The organism is Rhizobium sp. R635, assembly GCF_002211285.1.
Taxonomy (GTDB): Bacteria; Pseudomonadota; Alphaproteobacteria; order Rhizobiales; family Rhizobiaceae; genus Rhizobium.
On record NZ_LOKX01000001.1, the window covers coordinates 95180 to 113552 of the forward strand.

An 18373-nucleotide genomic window follows, 5' to 3' on the forward strand; every position below is an offset into this window, starting at 1 on the left:
ATCTATCCTGAGACGGCCGGGTGCGTTGCTGCGCCCGCAGCCGTTTCTTTGTCAGTCGTCTCAGCCGCGTTTCGCCTTTGCCAGACATAGACGGGGATGCCGAGCATCAACAGGACGAGGCCGTAGAGCACCGGCTCGGCGCCGGAGCCGTAAAGGGTAAAGATTGCAAAGACGAAAGCGATCAGCTCGATTGCGCTGACCCGTGGCATTCGGCCATGCGTTGCGCCGGCAACGAGAGTTCCGGCAAGCGCACAGAAGGCGTAGGGAACGACGGCGGCCATCGTGCTCAGTCCCACCATCAGCCGATAGACGGCGGCAAAGCCTTCGGAGCCGAGAGCCTGGACGAGCACGAGGAGCGTTGCGAAGAAGGCTGAGATGATCATGCCCCAAGCCGGTACGCCACGCGCGGAAAGCCGTGCAAAAAGCGGCGGAAACAGCCCGTCGCGGGCCGCTGCCATCGGAACCTGCCCCATCAGCAGGGTCCAGCCGTTGAGCGCGCCGATAGAGGAAACCAGGACGGCAATCGAGATCGCCAGTTCACCGGGTCGCCCCCACATGATCCCTGCAGCCTGGGAGAACGGCGCGACCGAGTGAATGAGCTGTTCACGCGGCACGAGGCCCATGACGACAATGGTGCCGAGCACGTAAAGAGCTGCGGCAATCGAGATCCCAAGGACCGTCGAGCGCGGAATGGTCCGCTCCGCATTCTCGACATCGCCCGCGGGCACAGTCGCCGATTCCAGCCCCAGATAGGCAAACATGGTGAGCGGCGCCAGCGTTGCAAACGACTGCAGCAGCGGTTGGCCGCTCGGGTTGAAATCGGAGAAATGCGACGTGTCGATATAGAGCAGGCCGATGATGGCAACGGCGCCGAAGGGAAGCAGCTTGGCATAGGTCGTGACCTGGGCGAAGACGCCCGCCGCGTGAACGCCGCGAAGATTGACGAGCACGATCGCCCAGATGACGCCGAGCGTCAGCACGGTCGCGGCGAAGCGATTGCCGAGGGCGGGGAAGAGATCGACCATCACGCCGGCAAAGGCAATCGCGATGACGGGCAGGGATGTCCAGATGGAAATCCAGTAGCCCCAGGCGATGAGGAAGCCGGCGAAATCGCCATAGGCGAGCCTCGTATAGGCATAGGGGCCGCCCACGGCGGGCACGAGGCTCGCCAGGCGCGCGAAGGTCAGGCCGAGACAGATCGCGCCGGCGCCCATGACGATCCAGACGATGATCGCAAGATTGCCATAGGGCGCGACCGCGGCCGGCGAAAGATAAAAGCCCGATCCCACCATATTTCCGACCACGATGGCGGTGCAGGCGGCAAGTCCGAGGCTCTTGCCATTGGGCGACGTTGTCATGAGCTTCCCCCAAGAGACGGCTGCCCGGAGCCGATGTCTCTGCGGACCGCCTTCAAACAGCGATTGTCGTTGCAAAAACGGGCGGCCGCAATCCGGATCAATGCGTAGTCCGCCGGGCTGGTCTAGCCTTCGTCATCGGGATAAATCTGCCAAAGCGCGTCGCATGACGGGCTGGAGCGGAGACGGGGTCGACGATGCTGGGCGAGCAGGGGTTTCTCAGAATTTCAATCGCGGCGACCGTCGTGGTCGCAACGCTCGGCGTCGTCTTCGGCATTCTTTCCGGCTCCTTCTCGATCGCCTTCGACGGCGTTTATTCGCTGGCCGATGCGGCGATGACCGGACTTGCGCTCTGGGTTTCCAGCCTGATCATACAATCGACGCAGAGCGACGCCCGATCCGGACGGATTCGAAATCGGTTTACGATGGGCTTCTGGCATCTGGAGCCGATCGTGCTCATGCTCAATGGCTGCCTGCTGATGACGGTCGGCGTCTATGCGCTGATCAGCGCGATCATCAGCATCCTGAACGGCGGTCACGAACTGCAATTCGGCATGGCGGTCGCCTATTCCGCGGCGACCTTGATTGTCTGCGCGATCATGGCCTTCCTCGGCATCAGGCTGAATGCGCGTATCAAATCCGATTTCGTCTCACTCGACATCAAGGCCTGGATCATGTCGGGCGGTATCGCGCTTGCGCTGCTCATCGCATTCCTGATCGGCATGGCCGTGCAGGCAACGCCCGCTGCCTGGCTTGCAAGCTATATGGACCCGGCGGTGCTGGCGCTGGTCTGCCTGGTGATGATTCCGCTTCCGATCGGCACCGTCTGGAAGGCGTTCACCGAGATCCTGCTGATTGCCCCGGTCGACCTTCAGGCGCATGTCGACCGCGTCGCCTCGGAAACGGTTCGCCGTCTCGGCTTCCTCTCGCACCGCGCCTATGTCGCCCAGGTCGGCCGGGCCATGCAGATCGAACTCTACTTCATCGTCCCCGAAGGGCTTCCGGCAAAGACCGTGGAGGAATGGGACGCGCTCCGCGATGAGATAGGGAACGCGATCGGTGACGAAAGCGCCAATCGCTGGCTGACGATCGCCTTCACCGCCGATCGGGAATGGGCGGAATAGCCAAGCCGGATACCAGCGCTCAACCGATATCGAAATGCTTCGCATCACGTTGATTGCAATCAACGACGCTGCACGACCCGTCATGTACGATCCTTCAACCTGAGATGAACGCGGGCTGCATGCCGGCCGCAGCCTTTGACCTCGGTTTCTGGAGGAACGCATGGAATTCCAGATGGCATTTCCGATAGCCGTTATCGACGAGGATTTTGATGGCAAGAGCGCTGCCGGACGCGGCATGCGCGATCTCGCCGCAGCCATCGAGAAGGAAGGGTTCCGGATCGTCTCCGGGGTTTCCTATGAGGATGCGCGCCGTCTCGTGCACGTTTTCAATACCGAGTCCTGCTGGCTGGTCTCCGTCGACGGCGCCGAGGACAAGGCCACGCGCTGGCAGGTGCTGGGAGAAGTGCTCGCCGCAAAGCGGCAGAGAAACGACCGCCTGCCGATCTTCCTCTTCGGCGACGATACAACCGCGGAAGACGTTCCGGCCACGGTGCTGCGCCACGCCAACGCCTTCTTCCGGCTGTTCGAGGATTCAGCGGAATTCATGGCGCGCGCCATCGCGCAGGCTGCCCGCAACTATCTCGACCGGCTGCCGCCGCCGATGTTCAAGGCGCTGATGGATTACACGCTCGAAGGCGCCTATTCATGGCATACGCCCGGTCATGGCGGTGGTGTCGCCTTCCGCAAGAGCCCCGTCGGCCAGCTCTTCTACACGTTCTTCGGCGAAAATACGTTGCGCTCCGATATCTCCGTATCGGTCGGCAGCGTCGGTTCGCTTCTCGATCATGTCGGACCGATCGCCGAGGGCGAGCGCAATGCGGCGCGCATCTTCGGCACGGACGAGACCCTCTTCGTCGTCGGCGGCACGTCGACCGCCAACAAGATCGTCTGGCACGGCATGGTCGGGCGCGGCGATCTCGTGCTGTGTGACCGCAACTGCCACAAATCCATCCTGCACTCCCTCATCATGACGGGCGCCACGCCGATCTATCTGACGCCCTCGCGCAACGGGCTCGGCATCATCGGTCCGATCTCCAAGGATCAGTTCACGCCTGAAGCCATCGCCGGCAAGATCGCCGCCAGCCCCTTTGCCGGGCAGACCAGCGGCAAGGTCCGGCTGATGGTCATCACCAACTCGACCTATGACGGGCTCTGCTACAATGTCGATGCGATCAAGGCATCGCTCGGCGACGCGGTCGAGGTGCTGCATTTCGACGAGGCCTGGTACGCCTATGCCAATTTCCACGAATTCTACGACGGCTTCCACGGGATTTCATCGAACCAGCCCGCGCGGTCGCAAAACGCCATCACCTTCGCCACCCACTCGACACACAAGCTGCTGGCCGCCCTGTCGCAGGCATCGATGATCCATATCCAGCATGCTGAGAACAAGCGTCTCGACATCACCCGCTTCAACGAAGCCTTCATGATGCACACTTCGACCTCGCCGCAATATGGCATCATCGCCTCCTGCGACGTCGCGGCCGCGATGATGGAGCAGCCGGCCGGGCGCGCGCTGGTGCAGGAGACGATCGACGAGGCGATCAGCTTCCGCCGCGCGATGAACGCCGTGAGAAAGCAAACGGAAGGCAGCTGGTGGTTCGACGTCTGGGAGCCGACGGTTGCCGAGCAGACGCCGAGCGATACCCATGCCGACTGGGTTCTGAAGCCTGATGATGCCTGGCATGGTTTTACCGGCCTTGCCGAAAACCACGTCATGGTCGACCCGATCAAGGTCACCATCCTGTCGCCGGGTCTCTCGGCAAGCGGGGTGATGGACGAGCATGGAATACCGGCCGCCGTCATCACCAAGTTCCTGTCGTCGCGGCGCATCGAGATCGAAAAGACCGGCCTCTATTCCTTCCTCGTTCTCTTCTCGATGGGCATTACCCGCGGCAAATGGAGCACGCTCGTCACCGAACTGCTCAATTTCAAGGATCTCTATGACGCCAATGCGCCATTGACCCGCGCGCTGCCCGCAGTCGCCGCTTCCCATCCGGAAGCCTATGCCGGCATGGGTCTGAAGGATCTCTGCGAGCAGATCCACGCGATCTATCGCAAGGACGACGTGCCGAAGGCGCAGCGTGAGATGTACACGGTCCTGCCCGAAATGGCGCTGCGTCCAGCCGATGCCTATGACCGGCTGGTCAAAGGCCAAATCGAGAGCGTCGAGATCGACAAGCTCATGGACCGCATCCTTGCCGTGATGATCGTTCCCTATCCGCCGGGAATTCCGCTGATCATGCCGGGCGAGCGGATCACCCAGTCGACGAAGTCGATCCAGGACTACCTGCTCTACGCTCGTGACTTCGACAGTAAATTCCCCGGTTTCGAAACCGATATTCACGGCCTTCGCTTCGCGCCCGGCGACGGCGGACGCCGTTACCTCGTCGATTGCATTGCAGGGGAGGGGCAGAAATGATCCCGCGTGATGTGAAGGCCCCGACGGTCGCCATACCCTTCCACAAGATGCTGAAGATCGTCGCGATCATCGACCGCGACAATTCTCAGGCTCAGGCGCTGGTGTCACAGATCACCGCTCAGGGTTTCCAAGTGGAACTGCGCGACGATTATTCCGCCGATGTCTCCGAGGATGCCGACGTCGGCGCCTATATCGGCTCGGTCGAGGGCGGCAAGCTGCCGGCGGCGCGCAGCTTCCTTCGCTCGGTGAGGGAGATCGGCTTCCGCACGCCGATCTGGGCCATGGCCGATACGCTGACGATTGCCGATATGGATGTCGTCGAGATGGCCGGCGAGGTGGATGGTTTCGTCTATCTCGGCCAGCAGACGCCCACCTTCTATGCCAAGCAGATCGTGTCCAGCGCGGTCAATTACGGCAAATCGCTGCTGCCGCCCTTCTTCGGCGGCATGATGGCCTATGACGGCGAGGCAAACATCGCCTTCGATTGCCCAGGGCATCAGGGCGGCCAGTTCTATCGGAAATCGCCGGCCGGCCAGCTCTTCTTCAAATATTTCGGCGAGAGCATTTTCCGTAACGACCTCTGCAATGCCGATGTCGATCTCGGCGACCTCCTGATCCATGAAGGCCCCGCCGTCGAGGCCCAGAAGCAGGCGGCCCGCATCTTCGGCGCGGACCGCACCTATTTCATCCTCAACGGAACGAGCACCTCCAACAAGGTGGTCGCCAATGCGGTGCTGCACAGCGGCGATCTCGTGCTCTTCGATCGCAACAATCACAAATCCCTGCATCAGGGCGCTCTCGTGCAGGCCGGCGCCATCCCGATCTATCTGCCGACCGCCCGCAATTCCTTCGGCATGATCGGGGCTGTCGATTGGGCGGCCTGGGACGAGGCCTGGCTGCGGCAAAAAATAGAGGAGCATCCGCTCGTCGCCGACAAGAGCCGCGCGAAGGCCGAAAGGCCGTTCCGGCTGGCCTGCATCCAACTCGCAACCTATGACGGCACGATCTACAATGTCGCCCAAGTGATGGAGAAGATCGGCCATCTCTGCGACTACGTGCTCTGGGACGAGGCCTGGATCGGTTACAACGCCTTCCATCCGCTCTTCGACGGCCATAGCCCGATGCGCCTCAAAGACCTCAGGGCTGACATGCCCGGGCTGTTTTCCACCCAGTCGGTCCACAAGCAGGGCGCCGGTTTTTCCCAGGCATCGCAGATCCACAAACGGGACGAACATATCAAGGGCCAGCGCAGGTTCGTCGAACACAAGCGCTTCAATGAATCGCTGCTGATGAATGTCTCGACCTCTCCTTTCTATCCGCTTTTCGCCTCGCTCGACGTCAATGCCAAGGTGCATGAGGGCAAGGCCGGCGAGATGCTCTGGGACCGCTGCATCGAACTCGGGATCGAGGTTCGCAAGAAGCTGCGCGGTTTCGTGGGACATTACGAAACCAAAGCCGCAAGCGCCGAGGAACAGTGGTTCTTCGATCCCTTCGTGCCGGACAGGGTGACGGTTTCAGGCTCCAAGCACACCGGCGATCTCGCCGACATCAGATGGGAGGATGTTCCGACCGAAGTGCTGAAACGCGAGCAGCAATGCTGGCGGTTCGATCCGGAGGCGAACTGGCATGGTTATGCCGGCTATGCGCCGGGCTATACGATGGTCGATCCCAACAAACTTGCGATCCTGACCCCCGGCATCGACCGAAAGACCGGCGAATATCGCGAATTCGGCGTTCCGGCCACTGTCGTCGCCAACTATCTGCGCGAACAGCGCGTGGTGGCGGAAAAATGCGACTTGAACAGCCTGCTCTTCCTGCTGACCCCGGCTGAGGACGAGAGCAAGCTGAACACGCTCGTCGCCAAGCTCGTCAAGTTCAAGAACCTGTGGGATCGCGACGCGCCGCTTCAGGAGGTGCTGCCGACCGTCTTTGCAGCCAATCGCGAGCGCTATGCCGGTTATACCGTCCGCCAGGTCTGCCATGAGATGCATTCCTTCTACCGCGAGGCGGGCGTCAAGGAGTTGCAGCGCCTGTGCTTCCGCTCCGAGAGCTTCCCGGAGCCGGCGATCGCGCCGAAGCAGGCCTATGAGGCACTGGTCGCCAACAATGTCGATTACGTGCCGCTGACGGAAGCCGCCGGCCGCATCTCGGCAACGCTGGCGCTGATCTATCCGCCCGGCATCGGCGTGATCGTACCGGGAGAACGCTGGGACGAAAGGGCGCGGCCGATGCGGGACTATTTCCTCGCCTTCGAAGAATCCTTCAACCGGTTCCCCGGCTTCAACTACGAGGTCCAGGGCGTATTCCAGGAGCGGATCGATGGGCGGATCAAATTCCACACCTATGTCGTGCGCGAGTAGGGGCTGGAACATGCCGCGCAAAAGTGCGCAGCGGTTTTGCGATAACGGCATGTGCAAAAACAAGGAGTTAAGGCGTCGGCCAAGCGAATCTGAAAGATCGCGGCGCGCTTTAGGGAGGATTTCGTCATGACCGACAACACGATGCATCTTGCGGCCGAGACCACGACCAAGAAAAAGATGAACCTGGTGCAGCTCACCTTCATCGTCGCCGTCAACATGATGGGGTCAGGCATCATCATGCTGCCCGCCAACATGGCGCAGGTCGGCGCGATCTCGCTCCTCTCCTGGCTCGTGACCGCCATCGGCTCGATGGCGATCGCCTATGGCTTCGCCCAGGCGGGGCTGTTCAACCAGCGCCCCGGAGGCATGTCCGCTTATGCGGAAGATGCCTATGGGAAGGACGGCTATTTCATGGTGTTCTTCCTGTATTTCCTGTCGCTTGCCGTCGGCAACGTGGCGATCGGCATCTCGGCCGTCGGTTATCTCGCCGGGTTCTTTCCGGTGCTGACATCGACGCCGATCATGACCTGCCTGGCGCTGATCGTGCTCCTGTGGCTGACGACGGCCGCCAATTTCGGCGGGCCGCGCATCACTGGCCGCATCGGCTCGGTCACGGTCTGGGGCGTCATCCTTCCCGTCGGGCTGCTGTCGATCATCGGCTGGCTGTGGTTCAGCTCCAGCACCTTCGGCGCAGCCTGGAACCCGCAGGGGCTGACGCTGGCGCAAGGCATGGGATCGAGCATTTCGCTCACACTCTGGGCCTTCCTCGGCATGGAGTCCGCCGCGCAGAATTCCGACGCCGTGGAGAACCCGAAGCGCGACGTGCCGCTCGCCTGCATGTTCGGCACGCTCGGCGCCGCCGTCATCTATATCCTGTCGACGACGGTCATTCAGGGCATCGTGCCGAATGCGGATCTCGCCACCTCCACGGGGCCGTTCGCACTCGCCTATGCCACCATGTTCAATCCGACGATCGGTTCGATCATCATGGCGCTTGCCGTGCTTGCCTGCCTGGGCTCGCTGCTCGGCTGGCAGTTCACGATCGCCCAGACGGCGAAGACCGCTGCGGACGAGCGGATGTTCCCGTCCATATTTTCCCGGGTGAACGAGATGGGAGCACCGGTCAGCGGCATGATCATTCTCGGCATCGTCCAAACCTGCCTTGCCCTGATGACCATATCGCCAACGCTCAGCGAACAGTTCTCGGCGCTCGTCAATCTCGCTGTCGTCACCAACGTGCTGCCCTACATCATCGCGCTTTCAGCCCTGTTCGTCATGATGAAGGCCGCTCGCGTACCACAGGCGAAATACCGGCTGAACGCCACCATCGCCCTGGTCGGCATGGCCTACAGCGTCTTCGCCATCTACGCCTCCGGCAAGGATGCGGTGCTGGGCGGCATGATCGTCACCGGCATCGGTTTCATTATTTACGGCCTGATCGCCCCGCGTTTCGCCGATGGCGCGAACCGGGCGCCGACTGCCTAACAGAGGGAGGACCAAACATGTCACGAAGAAATGGTCGCTGGGCGATTGTCGCCCTCTCTGTCCTCGCCGCGACGGCCTCGTCGGCTCTCGGCACATCAGCGCAGGCGCAGACGCTCGACCGTGTCAGGTCAAGCAGCGCGCTGAAGCTTGGCTACGATCCGGATGCAAGGCCCTTTTCCTTCAATGCCGAGCAGGGTCGGCCCGATGGTTACGCCGTCGCCCTCTGCAACAAGATCGCCGATAGTCTGAGAGCCCAGCTGAACCTGCCGAAACTCGATGTGGAATGGGTTTCCCTGTCAGGCGACGCCAAGACACAGGCCATCGAGAGCGGCGCGGCGGATCTCGTCTGCGGGGCGGAGCCGGTGACGCTGACGCGCCGGCAGCAGGTCTCGTTCTCCATCCCGATCTTCCCGAGCGGCACCGGCGCGCTGCTCAGCGCCAGCGCGCCGTTGGCGTTGCGCGAAGTCCTGCAATATGGCGAACCGTCGAGCCGTCCCGTCTGGCGTGGCTCCCCGGCCCGTACGATCCTCGAACACAAGACATTCTCGTCGATCGCCGGCACGACGAGCGAAGGCTGGCTGTCCGACAGGATCAAGACTTTCCAGCTCGCGGCGACCGCGACACCGGTCAATGACTATCAGCAGGGGATCGAAAGCGTGCTCGACGGCAGTTCGGCGGTGCTCTTCGGCGATATGCCGCTGCTGATGGACGCTGCTGCCCGCAGCGACAACTCCGGCAACCTGATCGTCCTGCAGCGTTATTTCACCTACGAACCGCTCGGCCTCGAACTGGCGCGCGGCGACGAGGACTTTCGCCTGGCCGTCGATCGTGCCCTGAGCCAGGCTTACGCATCCCAGGATTTCCGGACGTTTTTCACGACATGGTTCGGACCGCCCGACGAAGCGACCGTGACATTCTTCCAGCAGACGACTTTGCCGGAATAGGCGCGTTCGGCGCGTGACATTGACGCAGGCGCCGTTTCATCAACGGCGACAGCCGCCGAAGCTCGTTCAGCGAGATCGGTAAGGTTGTCGTGTCGTTTCTTCCCTTTTCAAGATACAAGTAGCCCCGCTTGGGAATGGCGCACCGAGAGGAAGCCGTCAAACTCCTGCCATACGCGCTTCATTAACTCCTGGAGCGATGATCCTGTCGATTGGAGATCTGATGCCCGCCATCTCTCGAAAGAAAGTTCACGGCGCCCATACGCAAGGGCAAGTCATCGATGGCGCCGAGGATATCGGCGTCGCCTATCAGGTGTTTTCCGACACGGTGATAGAGGATGTCGTTGTCAAGAATTCTCCTCGCGGCTTCAAATTTCACAACGGCACGAACCTCGTCATCAGGCGCTGTGAAACCGAGAATGTGAAGGGCGATGGCATCTATCTCACGAAGACGGTGAACGTGCTGCTGGAAAACAACCGGTTCGGAGCGGCGCCGGGAGAGGGAGCCGACTGCTGCCAGTTCGCCTACCAAAACAGCGATACCAATATCAGCTCCGATGTCGTCATCCGGGGCAATCTCTTCCTTCAGTCGCCGGTCAGCGCATCGAACAAGGGCGCGCTGGTCTGTGACAAAACTCGAAAATATCGCGTTGAATACAACTTCATCGGCGGGAAAAACTTCTCCTTTTCATCGATTGGCGATGATGCCGTCGTGCGCAGCAACATCATGCGCGACGGCCGGATGAACGACTATTCCTTCGGCTACGGCATTGGCGACAAGGCGGACCATGCCGGGCATCATGTTTATGACAACTGGATCGAGAACAACAATCGCGGCGTTGCCCTGAGCGGTTTTTCGGATCAGGAACAGGCATTCCGCAAAGACATCGATATCCATGACAACGTGATCAGCGGATGTGACATCGCCTTCTTCGCCAACCGCGCGTGGTCCGGGAGCTTCCGGCGCAACATATTCCTGCGGTGCGGGCAGGATATCGTCCTGAAGGGAAACGGCAAAGCGACCGCCGGGCAGGTCGACGACAATTATGCCAATGACGGCAGCTTTCTCAATGTCACGCCGCCACCGCTTCGCCTCGGCCCCGACGGAAAAGCATCCGTCGCATCCGGAGAATGGACATCCGAGCCGGATGAGATCCGCATCCAGTGGCGCAACAAGGGGATCGATATCCCGGGCGCCAACCGGCCTTCCATCGCCACCGAGCCCGGCATGGAACTCTCATGCGTCCTGCTGGCCCGCAAGGACCAGAATTGGATGCTGGCGATAGCCGAGACCGCCTACGACGACTTCAAGCCGCGCGCATGGCAGGAGCACATGCTGCCATGGCAGAAGCGATATCTTTCGATCTAAGCGGCGATTGTCCGGCCTCGCTGAAGGCCGGTGAAGCATTTTGCTGTCGATCGCGCGTTGCCTTCAAGGTCGGCGCAGTGTTGGGTTTGTCCGTAACCTGGGACGCAGTTCCGAGAGCGCGATGACCATGTGCGGCCAGAGAATGAAAGGCGCAAGCATCATACCTGCCTCGGTCATGGCCCCAAGCATGATGAGGATGATGATGACAATCTCCTTTCGCCTGGCGCCGGATTCGGCAGGATCGGGATCGACGATTGTCATTTTCCTGAATAGGCGGGTCAGCAAGAACAACGTCCATGCTGTGACGCCGGGAATGCCGATGTTAAGCGCTAGCTCAAGATACGTGTTGTGGGTCGAACGTGCATCGAATGTAACCTTGACATATTGCTCCATGACCTCGGGCTGTCGAAACATCGCAAACCCATAACCTGTCACAGGCCGATCCCATATCAATGGCAGTAGCTGTTCCCAGATATTGGTACGCCCTGAGAAGGTAATGTCTTTGCCGAATGCTTCTGCAACGGCTGAGGCTACTCCCAGATAAACAAAGCTGGCGCCGAAGCCGACGATCACGAACAACAGGAAAACGACGAAGGAACGGAAAAGGCGGTTCGGATAGACGTGAATGACACGGACCGCATACAGCATCACGCTGCCGAACATCGTCAGGACGACAGCTGTCGAGGACTTTGTTGCCACGATCAATGCGAGAAGGCAGAGCATCGCAGCCCAGCGGATGAGGGTACTGTAACGAAGCCGCCCGAGCTTTTCCGTCGACAGCAGGCAGACAAAGCTGACCGAGCAAAACTGTCCCAACGTGTTCTTATGATAAAAAGCACCTTTGACCATGCCCGCATAGCTGCCACGCATGATGGCGAATTGGGGAAAAGCTGCTGTGTAGAGAACGTTGATAAATGCCGCCGCTATGGCGAAACGCCCGAGTATTTTGAATGCTTCGACATTCCCGTAGCGTGCGCGGTATAGAAGAGGTGGGATGGCTAGAACAATGACCGCAGCCAATCCCTTCAGAGATGCGCCTCTGTCGATTGAGAAAACAATCGATGTCAGGCAGGAAATGCCAACAACCACGATGAGCGGCGAAATCCTTGAGAAAACCCTCAGGAACTGCCGCTGCTCCAGCAGAAAGTATAAGCCCGACAAAGGGATAAGGCTGTAGAGCAGCAGCTTCATCGGGAGTGGGTCGACCGATGCCCCGTCTTCGAAATTTGCTGGAAGGCCGTACCACATGCTCGTGGCCCGCCAAAGAGCAGCATAAAATGCTATCGTCAGAACAAGCTTTGCCAGGACATCGCGTCTGACGCGCCATCGGGGTACAGACCGCCGATGGTAGCCTGGTGGATAGTAGTTTCTTGCCGAAGCTGCATCTTCTATCGTCATTGAAGGCTCTTATAAATCAATCTGGGAGAAACCCGGCTGCGCGTCATCGAACGAATGGGAGCTTCGATCGAGCGGCGCCGAGAATTGATTTTTGCATCCATCGGATTCTGCTTGCTGGGAGTGAATTCATTTGGCCGTTTCGATAACCGTATCACTGGCTTGCAAACTGCCCGCTCCGGCGGGCGATACAGCCATGGTGAATTTTTCTAAATGACTTCAACAGCTTATTGTTTCAAGTGGGATGTCTCATCGCCACGCCGGGCGACTTTAAGCGATCTTACTCCCTGAATCCAGCCGCTAAAGACATTCCATGATGTCGCGCTGGGCGCTCGTTCGTCCATCCGGCACGGAAAACTGTGCCTTAATGGGTTTTCAATCTATCTTGCTGTCTCGGCTGACGTTCCAAGCGGCTGGAACCACAATGTCACAATTTGTCCAGAATCCCCAATTCTCGGAACCAAAGCCCCTTTCCCGCCGTTCAATGCCATGTCCAACGGCGTTTGCAGGTGGGAACACTCATGGCGCGTCAGACCTTCTGGAAAGGCTATCTCAAACTCTCGCTCGTCACTGCCGCCGTCTCGCTGACGCCGGCGACGACGGAGAGCAACAAGGTCCGTTTCCATGTCCTCAGTCGCCAGACGAAGAACCGCGTCGAAAGCCGCTATGTCGACAGCGTTACCCACAAGCCGGTGGCCGAGAGAGACCAGGTGAAGGGCTATCCGCGTGGCGAGGACGATTATGTTTTGCTTGAGGACGAGGAGATCGAGGAGGTCGGGCTCGAAAGCACCCGCACCATCGATATCGACAGTTTCGTGCCGCGCGGCTCGATCGATTGGATCTGGTACGACAAGCCGCATTTTCTCGCGCCGGAGGATAAGGTCGGTGTGGAAGCCTTCTGCGTCATCCGCGAGGCGATGAAGGCGAACGACGTCGTCGGCATCGCCCGGCTGGTTCTCTATCGCCGCGAGCGCGCCGTGCTCCTGGAGCCTCAAGGCAAAGGCATCATTCTCTGGACCTTGCGCTATGGCGAGGAGGTGCGCGAGCCGGTGGCCGAACTCGACAGTAAGACGGAGATTGACGGCAAGCTGCTGGTCCTGATGAAGCAGCTGGTGAAGGAAGGAACGAAGGATTGGAGCCCGGCCATGGTGCAGGACCCGGTCCAGAAACGCCTGAAGTCGATGATCCGCGGCAAGCAGAAGAGCCTGAAGAAATCAGTGCCCGCCAAAAAGCCGGCGCCGGTGAAATCGACCGGCAATGTCATCAACATCATGGATGCGCTGAAAAAGAGCCTGGCTGCGGAAGGCGGTCGCAAGCCGCGTTAGAACTGCTATCGCTTCTTCTTTTCCAATGGTTTGGCGGCCGCGAAAAATCCATCCCACGGGTCTTTCGGCAATGCGTCGAGCCGCGTCGGCGTGTTGTCCACGGTGAAGTAGGCCGGCCCTATGTCGGCGCTGAGTTCATCCCATTTGAGCGGCATCGAGACCGCGGCTCCCGGCCTTGCCCGCGTCGAATAGGGAGCGACCGCCGTGTTGCCGCGGCCGTTGCGGAGATAGTCGATGAAGATCCTCCCCTTGCGCTTGGCCTTGGTCGCCGTGGCGAGATAGCGGTCGGGGTCGTCGGATGACATGCTGTCGGCAAGCCATTTGGCAAAGGCCTTGACCTCCACCCAACCCGCCTTCGGCGCAAGCGGCGTCACCACATGCAGGCCTTTGCCGCCCGACGTCTTGACGAAAGCGGCGAGGCCTTCGGCCTCCAGCCGTTCCTTCAGCCCGTAAGCGGCCGTGATGACATCTTCCCATTCCACGTCATCGCCGGGATCGAGGTCCATGGTGATCATGTCGGGCTTTTCCCAATTGTCGGTCGTTGCACCCCAGGGGTGGATTTCCAGCACGGCCGATTGCACCAGCGCCACCACGCCGTCGAAATCGGTGATGCGCAGCAGCTTCTCTCCCTGCTTGTCCTTCGGGTCGATGATCTCGCCGATATGCGGGTTCATGCCCTTCCAGGCATGCTTTTGGAAAAACCGCTGACGGCCGTCGATGCCGTCGGGCAGGCGCAACAGCGCCAGCGGCCGATTGACGACATAGGGCGCCATGAAGCGCCAGACCTGGGCGTAATAGTTTGCCAGCCCTTCCTTGGTCACACCCTCGTCCGGCCAATAGATGCGATCGGGATGGGTGAGGGCCACCGCCGATTTCGGCAGGTCCCGCCGTGTCGTCGTTTCCGTCTCGCGCGTCACGCCCTTCGCCGGCTTGTCCTCGCGCAGGCCGCGAAAGGCGGCATGGCGAAGATTGCCGTCGGCCGACCAGGCGCGGAATTCCACCTCGCCGACCAGCTGCGGCTTCACGTAGATCAGCCCGCGCCGCTCCTCGGCCGTGAGCTTGTCGTCAAAGGAGTTGTTGTTTTGCTGAAGCCGCGACAGCCTCTCATGGAGCATCTGCGCCGTTGCCACCGTATATCCGGTTCCGACGCGGCCGACATGCTTGAGCTCGCCACCTTCATAATAGCCCATGGCCAGCGAGCCGATCGCGTTCTTCATCGATGTCGAGGGCACATAGCCGCCGATGACGAATTCCTGCCGATGCGAGCATTTCGATTTGATCCACTCGCCCTTTCGCCCGGAAGTGTATTTACTGTCGCGCTGCTTGGAGATCACGCCTTCGAGGCTGAGCCGGCAGGCATGGTCGAGCACCAATCCGCCGCTTTCGTTGAAATGCGCGCTATAGCGCAGCTTGCCGTTATCGCCTGGCAGAACGGTTTCGAGCAGATGCTTGCGGTCGATGAGTGCGGCGTTCAGAAGGCTGTGGCCGTCGAGATAGAGAAGATCGAAGGCATAAAAGACGAAGCGATCGTAGCGGCCCTCGCTCAGATCGTGCTGCAGCGCCGAGAAATCCGAAGCGCCGGTATCGCGTTCCACGACGATCTCGCCGTCGATCACCGCCGACTGCACCGGCAGGGAGGCAAGGGCAACCAGCACGTCCCTGCCGAATTTTGCCGTCCAGTCGAGTCCGCTGCGGGTCAGCATTTTGACATCGCCGTCGTCGATCCTAGCCTGCAGTCGATAGCCATCGAACTTGATCTCGTGGATCCAGCGGTCGCCGGCCGGCGGTTTCGGCTTCAGCCTGGCAAGCGCCGGCTCGATGAAATCGGGCATCGCCCCTTTGCGCGCACCTTTCGGCCAGTCCTGTTTCCGGAGTGCCGGGGCTTTTACTTTCCGCGCCGGTCTTTTGGTCGGAGCCGCCTTGCCGTCCTTCGCGTTGGAATTCCAGGTCGCATCGGGATTTTCCGCCACCTCTTCGATCTGCCGACCGGTTTTGGCTGATTCCGGCCTCTCGTCGAGAATATCGCCGTCATGGCGTGCCTCGGCGTCATCCCCCTTGATCAGCAGCCAGTTTTCGCGTTTTTCGCCGGGACGGCCGTGCATGCGCACGAGATGCCAACGGCCTTTCAGCTTCTCGCCGTCGAGTTCGAATTCCATATGGCCCTTGCAGTAGGCCTTGTGAACGTCCCCATGCGGCGTCCAGGTGCCGCGATCCCAGACGATGACGGTGCCGCCGCCATATTGTCCCTTGGGGATGATGCCCTCGAAATCGCCATAGGATAATGGGTGATCCTCGACATGTACGGCAAGCCGCTTGTCCTCGGGATTGAGGCTCGGCCCCTTCGTCACAGCCCAGCTCTTCAGCACGCCGTCCATTTCCAGCCGGAAATCATAGTGCAGCCGGGTCGCATCGTGCTTCTGAATGACGAAGCTGTTGCCGCTGCTGTGGCCCTTTCGTCCGCGCGGCTCGGGCGTGATCTTGAAATTGCGCTTCGCCTGATAGGTTTCGAGAGCCATCTCAGCTTGCCTTCTTCCTGCCGCTGTCGCTGCGCCCTGGCGCCTTCTTCCTTGCAGGCGGCTTGCCGCTCATCTTCGCGCTTTGTCGCAGTGCCTCCATGAGGTCGACGACCTTGCGTTCCGGTGGCGCTTTTTTCTTCGGCGGTGCGCGGCCCTCGATCTTGGCTTTGACAAGCTCGACGAGAGCGGCCTCGTAACGGTCCTCGTATTTGCTCGGATCGAAGCTGCCGTGCTTGGTCTCGATGATATGGCCCGCGAGTTCGAGCATTTCCTTATCGAACTTGATGTCGGGGATATCCTTGAAGACGCTGTCGGCCGAACGAACTTCGTAATCGAAATTCAGCATCGTCGCGACGATATAGTCGTCATGGGGACGGATGAGCAGCGTCCGGTTGCGCCGGAAAAGCACGGCTTCGGCGAGTGCCACGACTTTGCCGTCGCGCATGCCCCGGCCGATCAGCGCCAGTGCTTCTTCATCATGGGGGTCGGCGGGCGCGAGGTAGTAGGGGCGGTCGAAGTAAAGCTTGTCGACGGCGTCGCAACCGATGAAGGCTTTGACATCCAGCACCTTGTCGCTTTGCGGCATGATTTTGGCAATCTCGTCGCCCTCGATGACGATGTAATCGCCATTCTCCATCCGGTAGCCCTTGACCTGATCGTCCCGATCGACCGGTTTGCCCGTCTCGCTGTCGATGAATTGCCGTTCGACCCGGTGCCCGGTCCTGCGGTTGATGATGTTGAAGGAGACGCGGTCGGAGGAGGAAATGGCCGTGTAGAGCCCGACGGCGCAGGCCAAGTCGCCCACTTTCAGATGACCTTTCCAGCTTGCCCGCGCGGCCATTCCATCCTCCGTCGCAAATCAGAGCCGACTGTTGCTCTTGTCGGTTTCGAGTTCTTGAAATGCCCAGCCGCCATCGGGTGAGGGATAGGCGAGCAGCGCATCGCCATCGCCGATTTTCTGGCGTGATGCGGCGTGCTTGGCGTGGACGATCGCCTCGTCCGCAGTGGCATAGGTTTCGGAAAGCGTGTTGCCGAGCTTGTAGGCCCAGCCATTGTCATGCGGCACGACCTGATAGGTGATATCGGCCATTTCGGATCTCCTCTCTTAATTCAACAATGGAAGCACGATGTCGTCCGAAAGCCGCTCACACTTTTCGGCATCATGCTCTAGTTCCGATTTGGCTTGCGACTTTCGTCGAGCGCGATGATCTTCTCGAGCGATGCGATGTCCTCGCTGGTGACGACGGGGACGGGATCGGCGGCGATCGCCTCCAGCACCTCCTGAGAGATTGCGCCGTTGCGGATTGCCCATTCCAGCGTCTCGCGCGTTTCCCGCTCGGCCTTCAGCTGTGCATAGAGCGCGACGATCAGCCGATCGCGGGCATCCATGCCCCGGCCCCGGCGATCCATGCTGCGGGCGTGCGCCATCGCAATCCACCTTTGTCACTGATTTCGTTCAGGTGTAATCAACTGATGAAGGATCGAAAGGTTCCGTCGCCGATGGGCTGCCGGCACCGTTGCGGGGCAGGGCGGAAATCATTATCCGAAGGTCTGTTGTCAGAGGATTTCATCATGGCCGATCTCAAGGCTCGTCCCCGTCCGACCGGCGCCACCGCCGTTCTCGGCCGTGTGGGCTTTCCGCATGTCACGTCCACCACCAAAGGCGAGATCGATATCGTCACCGCGCCCTCGCAGCCGGGTTTCAGCCCGCTCGATCTGCTCTATGCCTCGCTTTCGGCCTGCCTCGTGCTCAGCGCCCGCATTGCCGCCAGCCAGATGGGCGTTCTGGACAGGATCAGCAGGATCACGGCCGATGTCACCGGTGAAAAGGCAGCGGAAGGCCCCTCGCGCGTCGCAAAGTTCAACATCGCCTTTTCGATCGAGGGCGATATCGACGATGAAACGCGTGGCAAAATCGTCCATGCGGCAGAGGATGAGATCTGCACGGTGAGCAACACGATCCGCGGCAATCCCGATTTTTCCACGACGATATCGGGCAAGGCAGACTCTACATAATAATTATAGACAATTGCGGCCGGAGGATTGCGCGACCAATGCCCGGCTTCTATGCTCGGCCATCG

Annotated in this window: 14 protein-coding genes; 8 read left to right on the plus strand and 6 right to left on the minus strand. The window is 60.4% G+C overall.

All coding sequences use genetic code 11. The features are described from left to right. Positions 1 to 2: 2 nt before the first annotated feature. Positions 3 to 1358, minus strand: coding sequence for an amino acid permease (locus tag ATY78_RS00465; protein WP_088680391.1), 1356 nt, complete (start codon positions 1356 to 1358; stop codon positions 3 to 5). Positions 1359 to 1552: 194 nt separating this feature from the next. On the opposite strand from ATY78_RS00465, the gene ATY78_RS00470 reads away from it, so the two are divergent. The 6 genes from ATY78_RS00470 (at position 1553) to ATY78_RS00495 (ending at position 11056) form a co-directional block, all read left to right on the plus strand. Then, positions 1553 to 2479, plus strand: coding sequence for a cation transporter (locus ATY78_RS00470; RefSeq protein ID WP_088680392.1), 927 nt, complete (start codon positions 1553 to 1555; stop codon positions 2477 to 2479). Between the two features lie 160 nt (positions 2480 to 2639). Then, positions 2640 to 4901 (plus strand): arginine/lysine/ornithine decarboxylase, encoded by a 2262-nt coding sequence (locus tag ATY78_RS00475; RefSeq protein WP_088680393.1) that lies wholly within the window; start codon positions 2640 to 2642, stop codon positions 4899 to 4901. Beyond that, positions 4898 to 7261 (plus strand): ornithine decarboxylase, encoded by a 2364-nt coding sequence (gene speC / locus ATY78_RS00480; RefSeq protein ID WP_088680394.1) that lies wholly within the window; start codon positions 4898 to 4900, stop codon positions 7259 to 7261. Before ATY78_RS00475 ends, speC begins: the two co-directional genes overlap by 4 nt. Before the next feature lie 126 nt (positions 7262 to 7387). Then, on the plus strand, positions 7388 to 8746 hold the full coding sequence (potE, locus tag ATY78_RS00485) for a putrescine-ornithine antiporter (RefSeq protein WP_088680395.1): 1359 nt from the start codon (positions 7388 to 7390) through the stop codon (positions 8744 to 8746). A 17-nt stretch (positions 8747 to 8763) separates the two neighbouring features. Then, a complete protein-coding gene (locus ATY78_RS00490; protein ID WP_088680396.1) occupies positions 8764 to 9690 on the plus strand; it encodes an amino acid ABC transporter substrate-binding protein in 927 nt (308 codons plus the stop codon). 220 nt (positions 9691 to 9910) lie between these two features. After that, positions 9911 to 11056 carry a right-handed parallel beta-helix repeat-containing protein gene (locus ATY78_RS00495; protein ID WP_088680815.1) on the plus strand — a complete coding sequence of 382 codons (1146 nt, stop codon included), beginning with the start codon at positions 9911 to 9913 and terminating at the stop codon, positions 11054 to 11056. A gap of 63 nt (positions 11057 to 11119) precedes the next feature. Here ATY78_RS00495 and ATY78_RS00500 read toward each other — a convergent pair whose 3' ends face one another. Next, a complete protein-coding gene (locus ATY78_RS00500) occupies positions 11120 to 12454 on the minus strand; it encodes an O-antigen ligase family protein (RefSeq protein WP_088680397.1) in 1335 nt (444 codons plus the stop codon). A 518-nt stretch (positions 12455 to 12972) separates the two neighbouring features. Here ATY78_RS00500 and ATY78_RS00505 point away from each other — a divergent pair. Continuing rightward, positions 12973 to 13776: a Ku protein gene (locus tag ATY78_RS00505; protein WP_088680398.1), complete on the plus strand. Its 804-nt coding sequence runs from the start codon at positions 12973 to 12975 to the stop codon at positions 13774 to 13776. A gap of 5 nt (positions 13777 to 13781) precedes the next feature. Here the strand turns inward: ATY78_RS00505 and ligD are convergent, their stop codons facing one another. The 4 genes from ligD to ATY78_RS00525 all read right to left on the minus strand — a co-directional run bounded on the left by ligD (position 13782) and on the right by ATY78_RS00525 (position 17720). Beyond that, positions 13782 to 16292, minus strand: a complete 2511-nt coding sequence (ligD, locus tag ATY78_RS00510) for a DNA ligase D (RefSeq protein ID WP_088680399.1) — start codon at positions 16290 to 16292, stop codon at positions 13782 to 13784. A 1-nt stretch (position 16293) separates the two neighbouring features. Beyond that, positions 16294 to 17133: a Ku protein gene (locus tag ATY78_RS00515; protein WP_088680400.1), complete on the minus strand. Its 840-nt coding sequence runs from the start codon at positions 17131 to 17133 to the stop codon at positions 16294 to 16296. 18 nt (positions 17134 to 17151) lie between these two features. After that, on the minus strand, positions 17152 to 17382 hold the full coding sequence (locus ATY78_RS00520) for a DUF2188 domain-containing protein (protein ID WP_088680401.1): 231 nt from the start codon (positions 17380 to 17382) through the stop codon (positions 17152 to 17154). Between the two features lie 77 nt (positions 17383 to 17459). Then, positions 17460 to 17720, minus strand: a complete 261-nt coding sequence (locus tag ATY78_RS00525; RefSeq protein ID WP_088680402.1) for a hypothetical protein — start codon at positions 17718 to 17720, stop codon at positions 17460 to 17462. A 144-nt stretch (positions 17721 to 17864) separates the two neighbouring features. On the opposite strand from ATY78_RS00525, the gene ATY78_RS00530 reads away from it, so the two are divergent. Next, a complete protein-coding gene (locus tag ATY78_RS00530; RefSeq protein ID WP_088680816.1) occupies positions 17865 to 18308 on the plus strand; it encodes an OsmC family protein in 444 nt (147 codons plus the stop codon). Positions 18309 to 18373 lie beyond the last annotated feature (65 nt).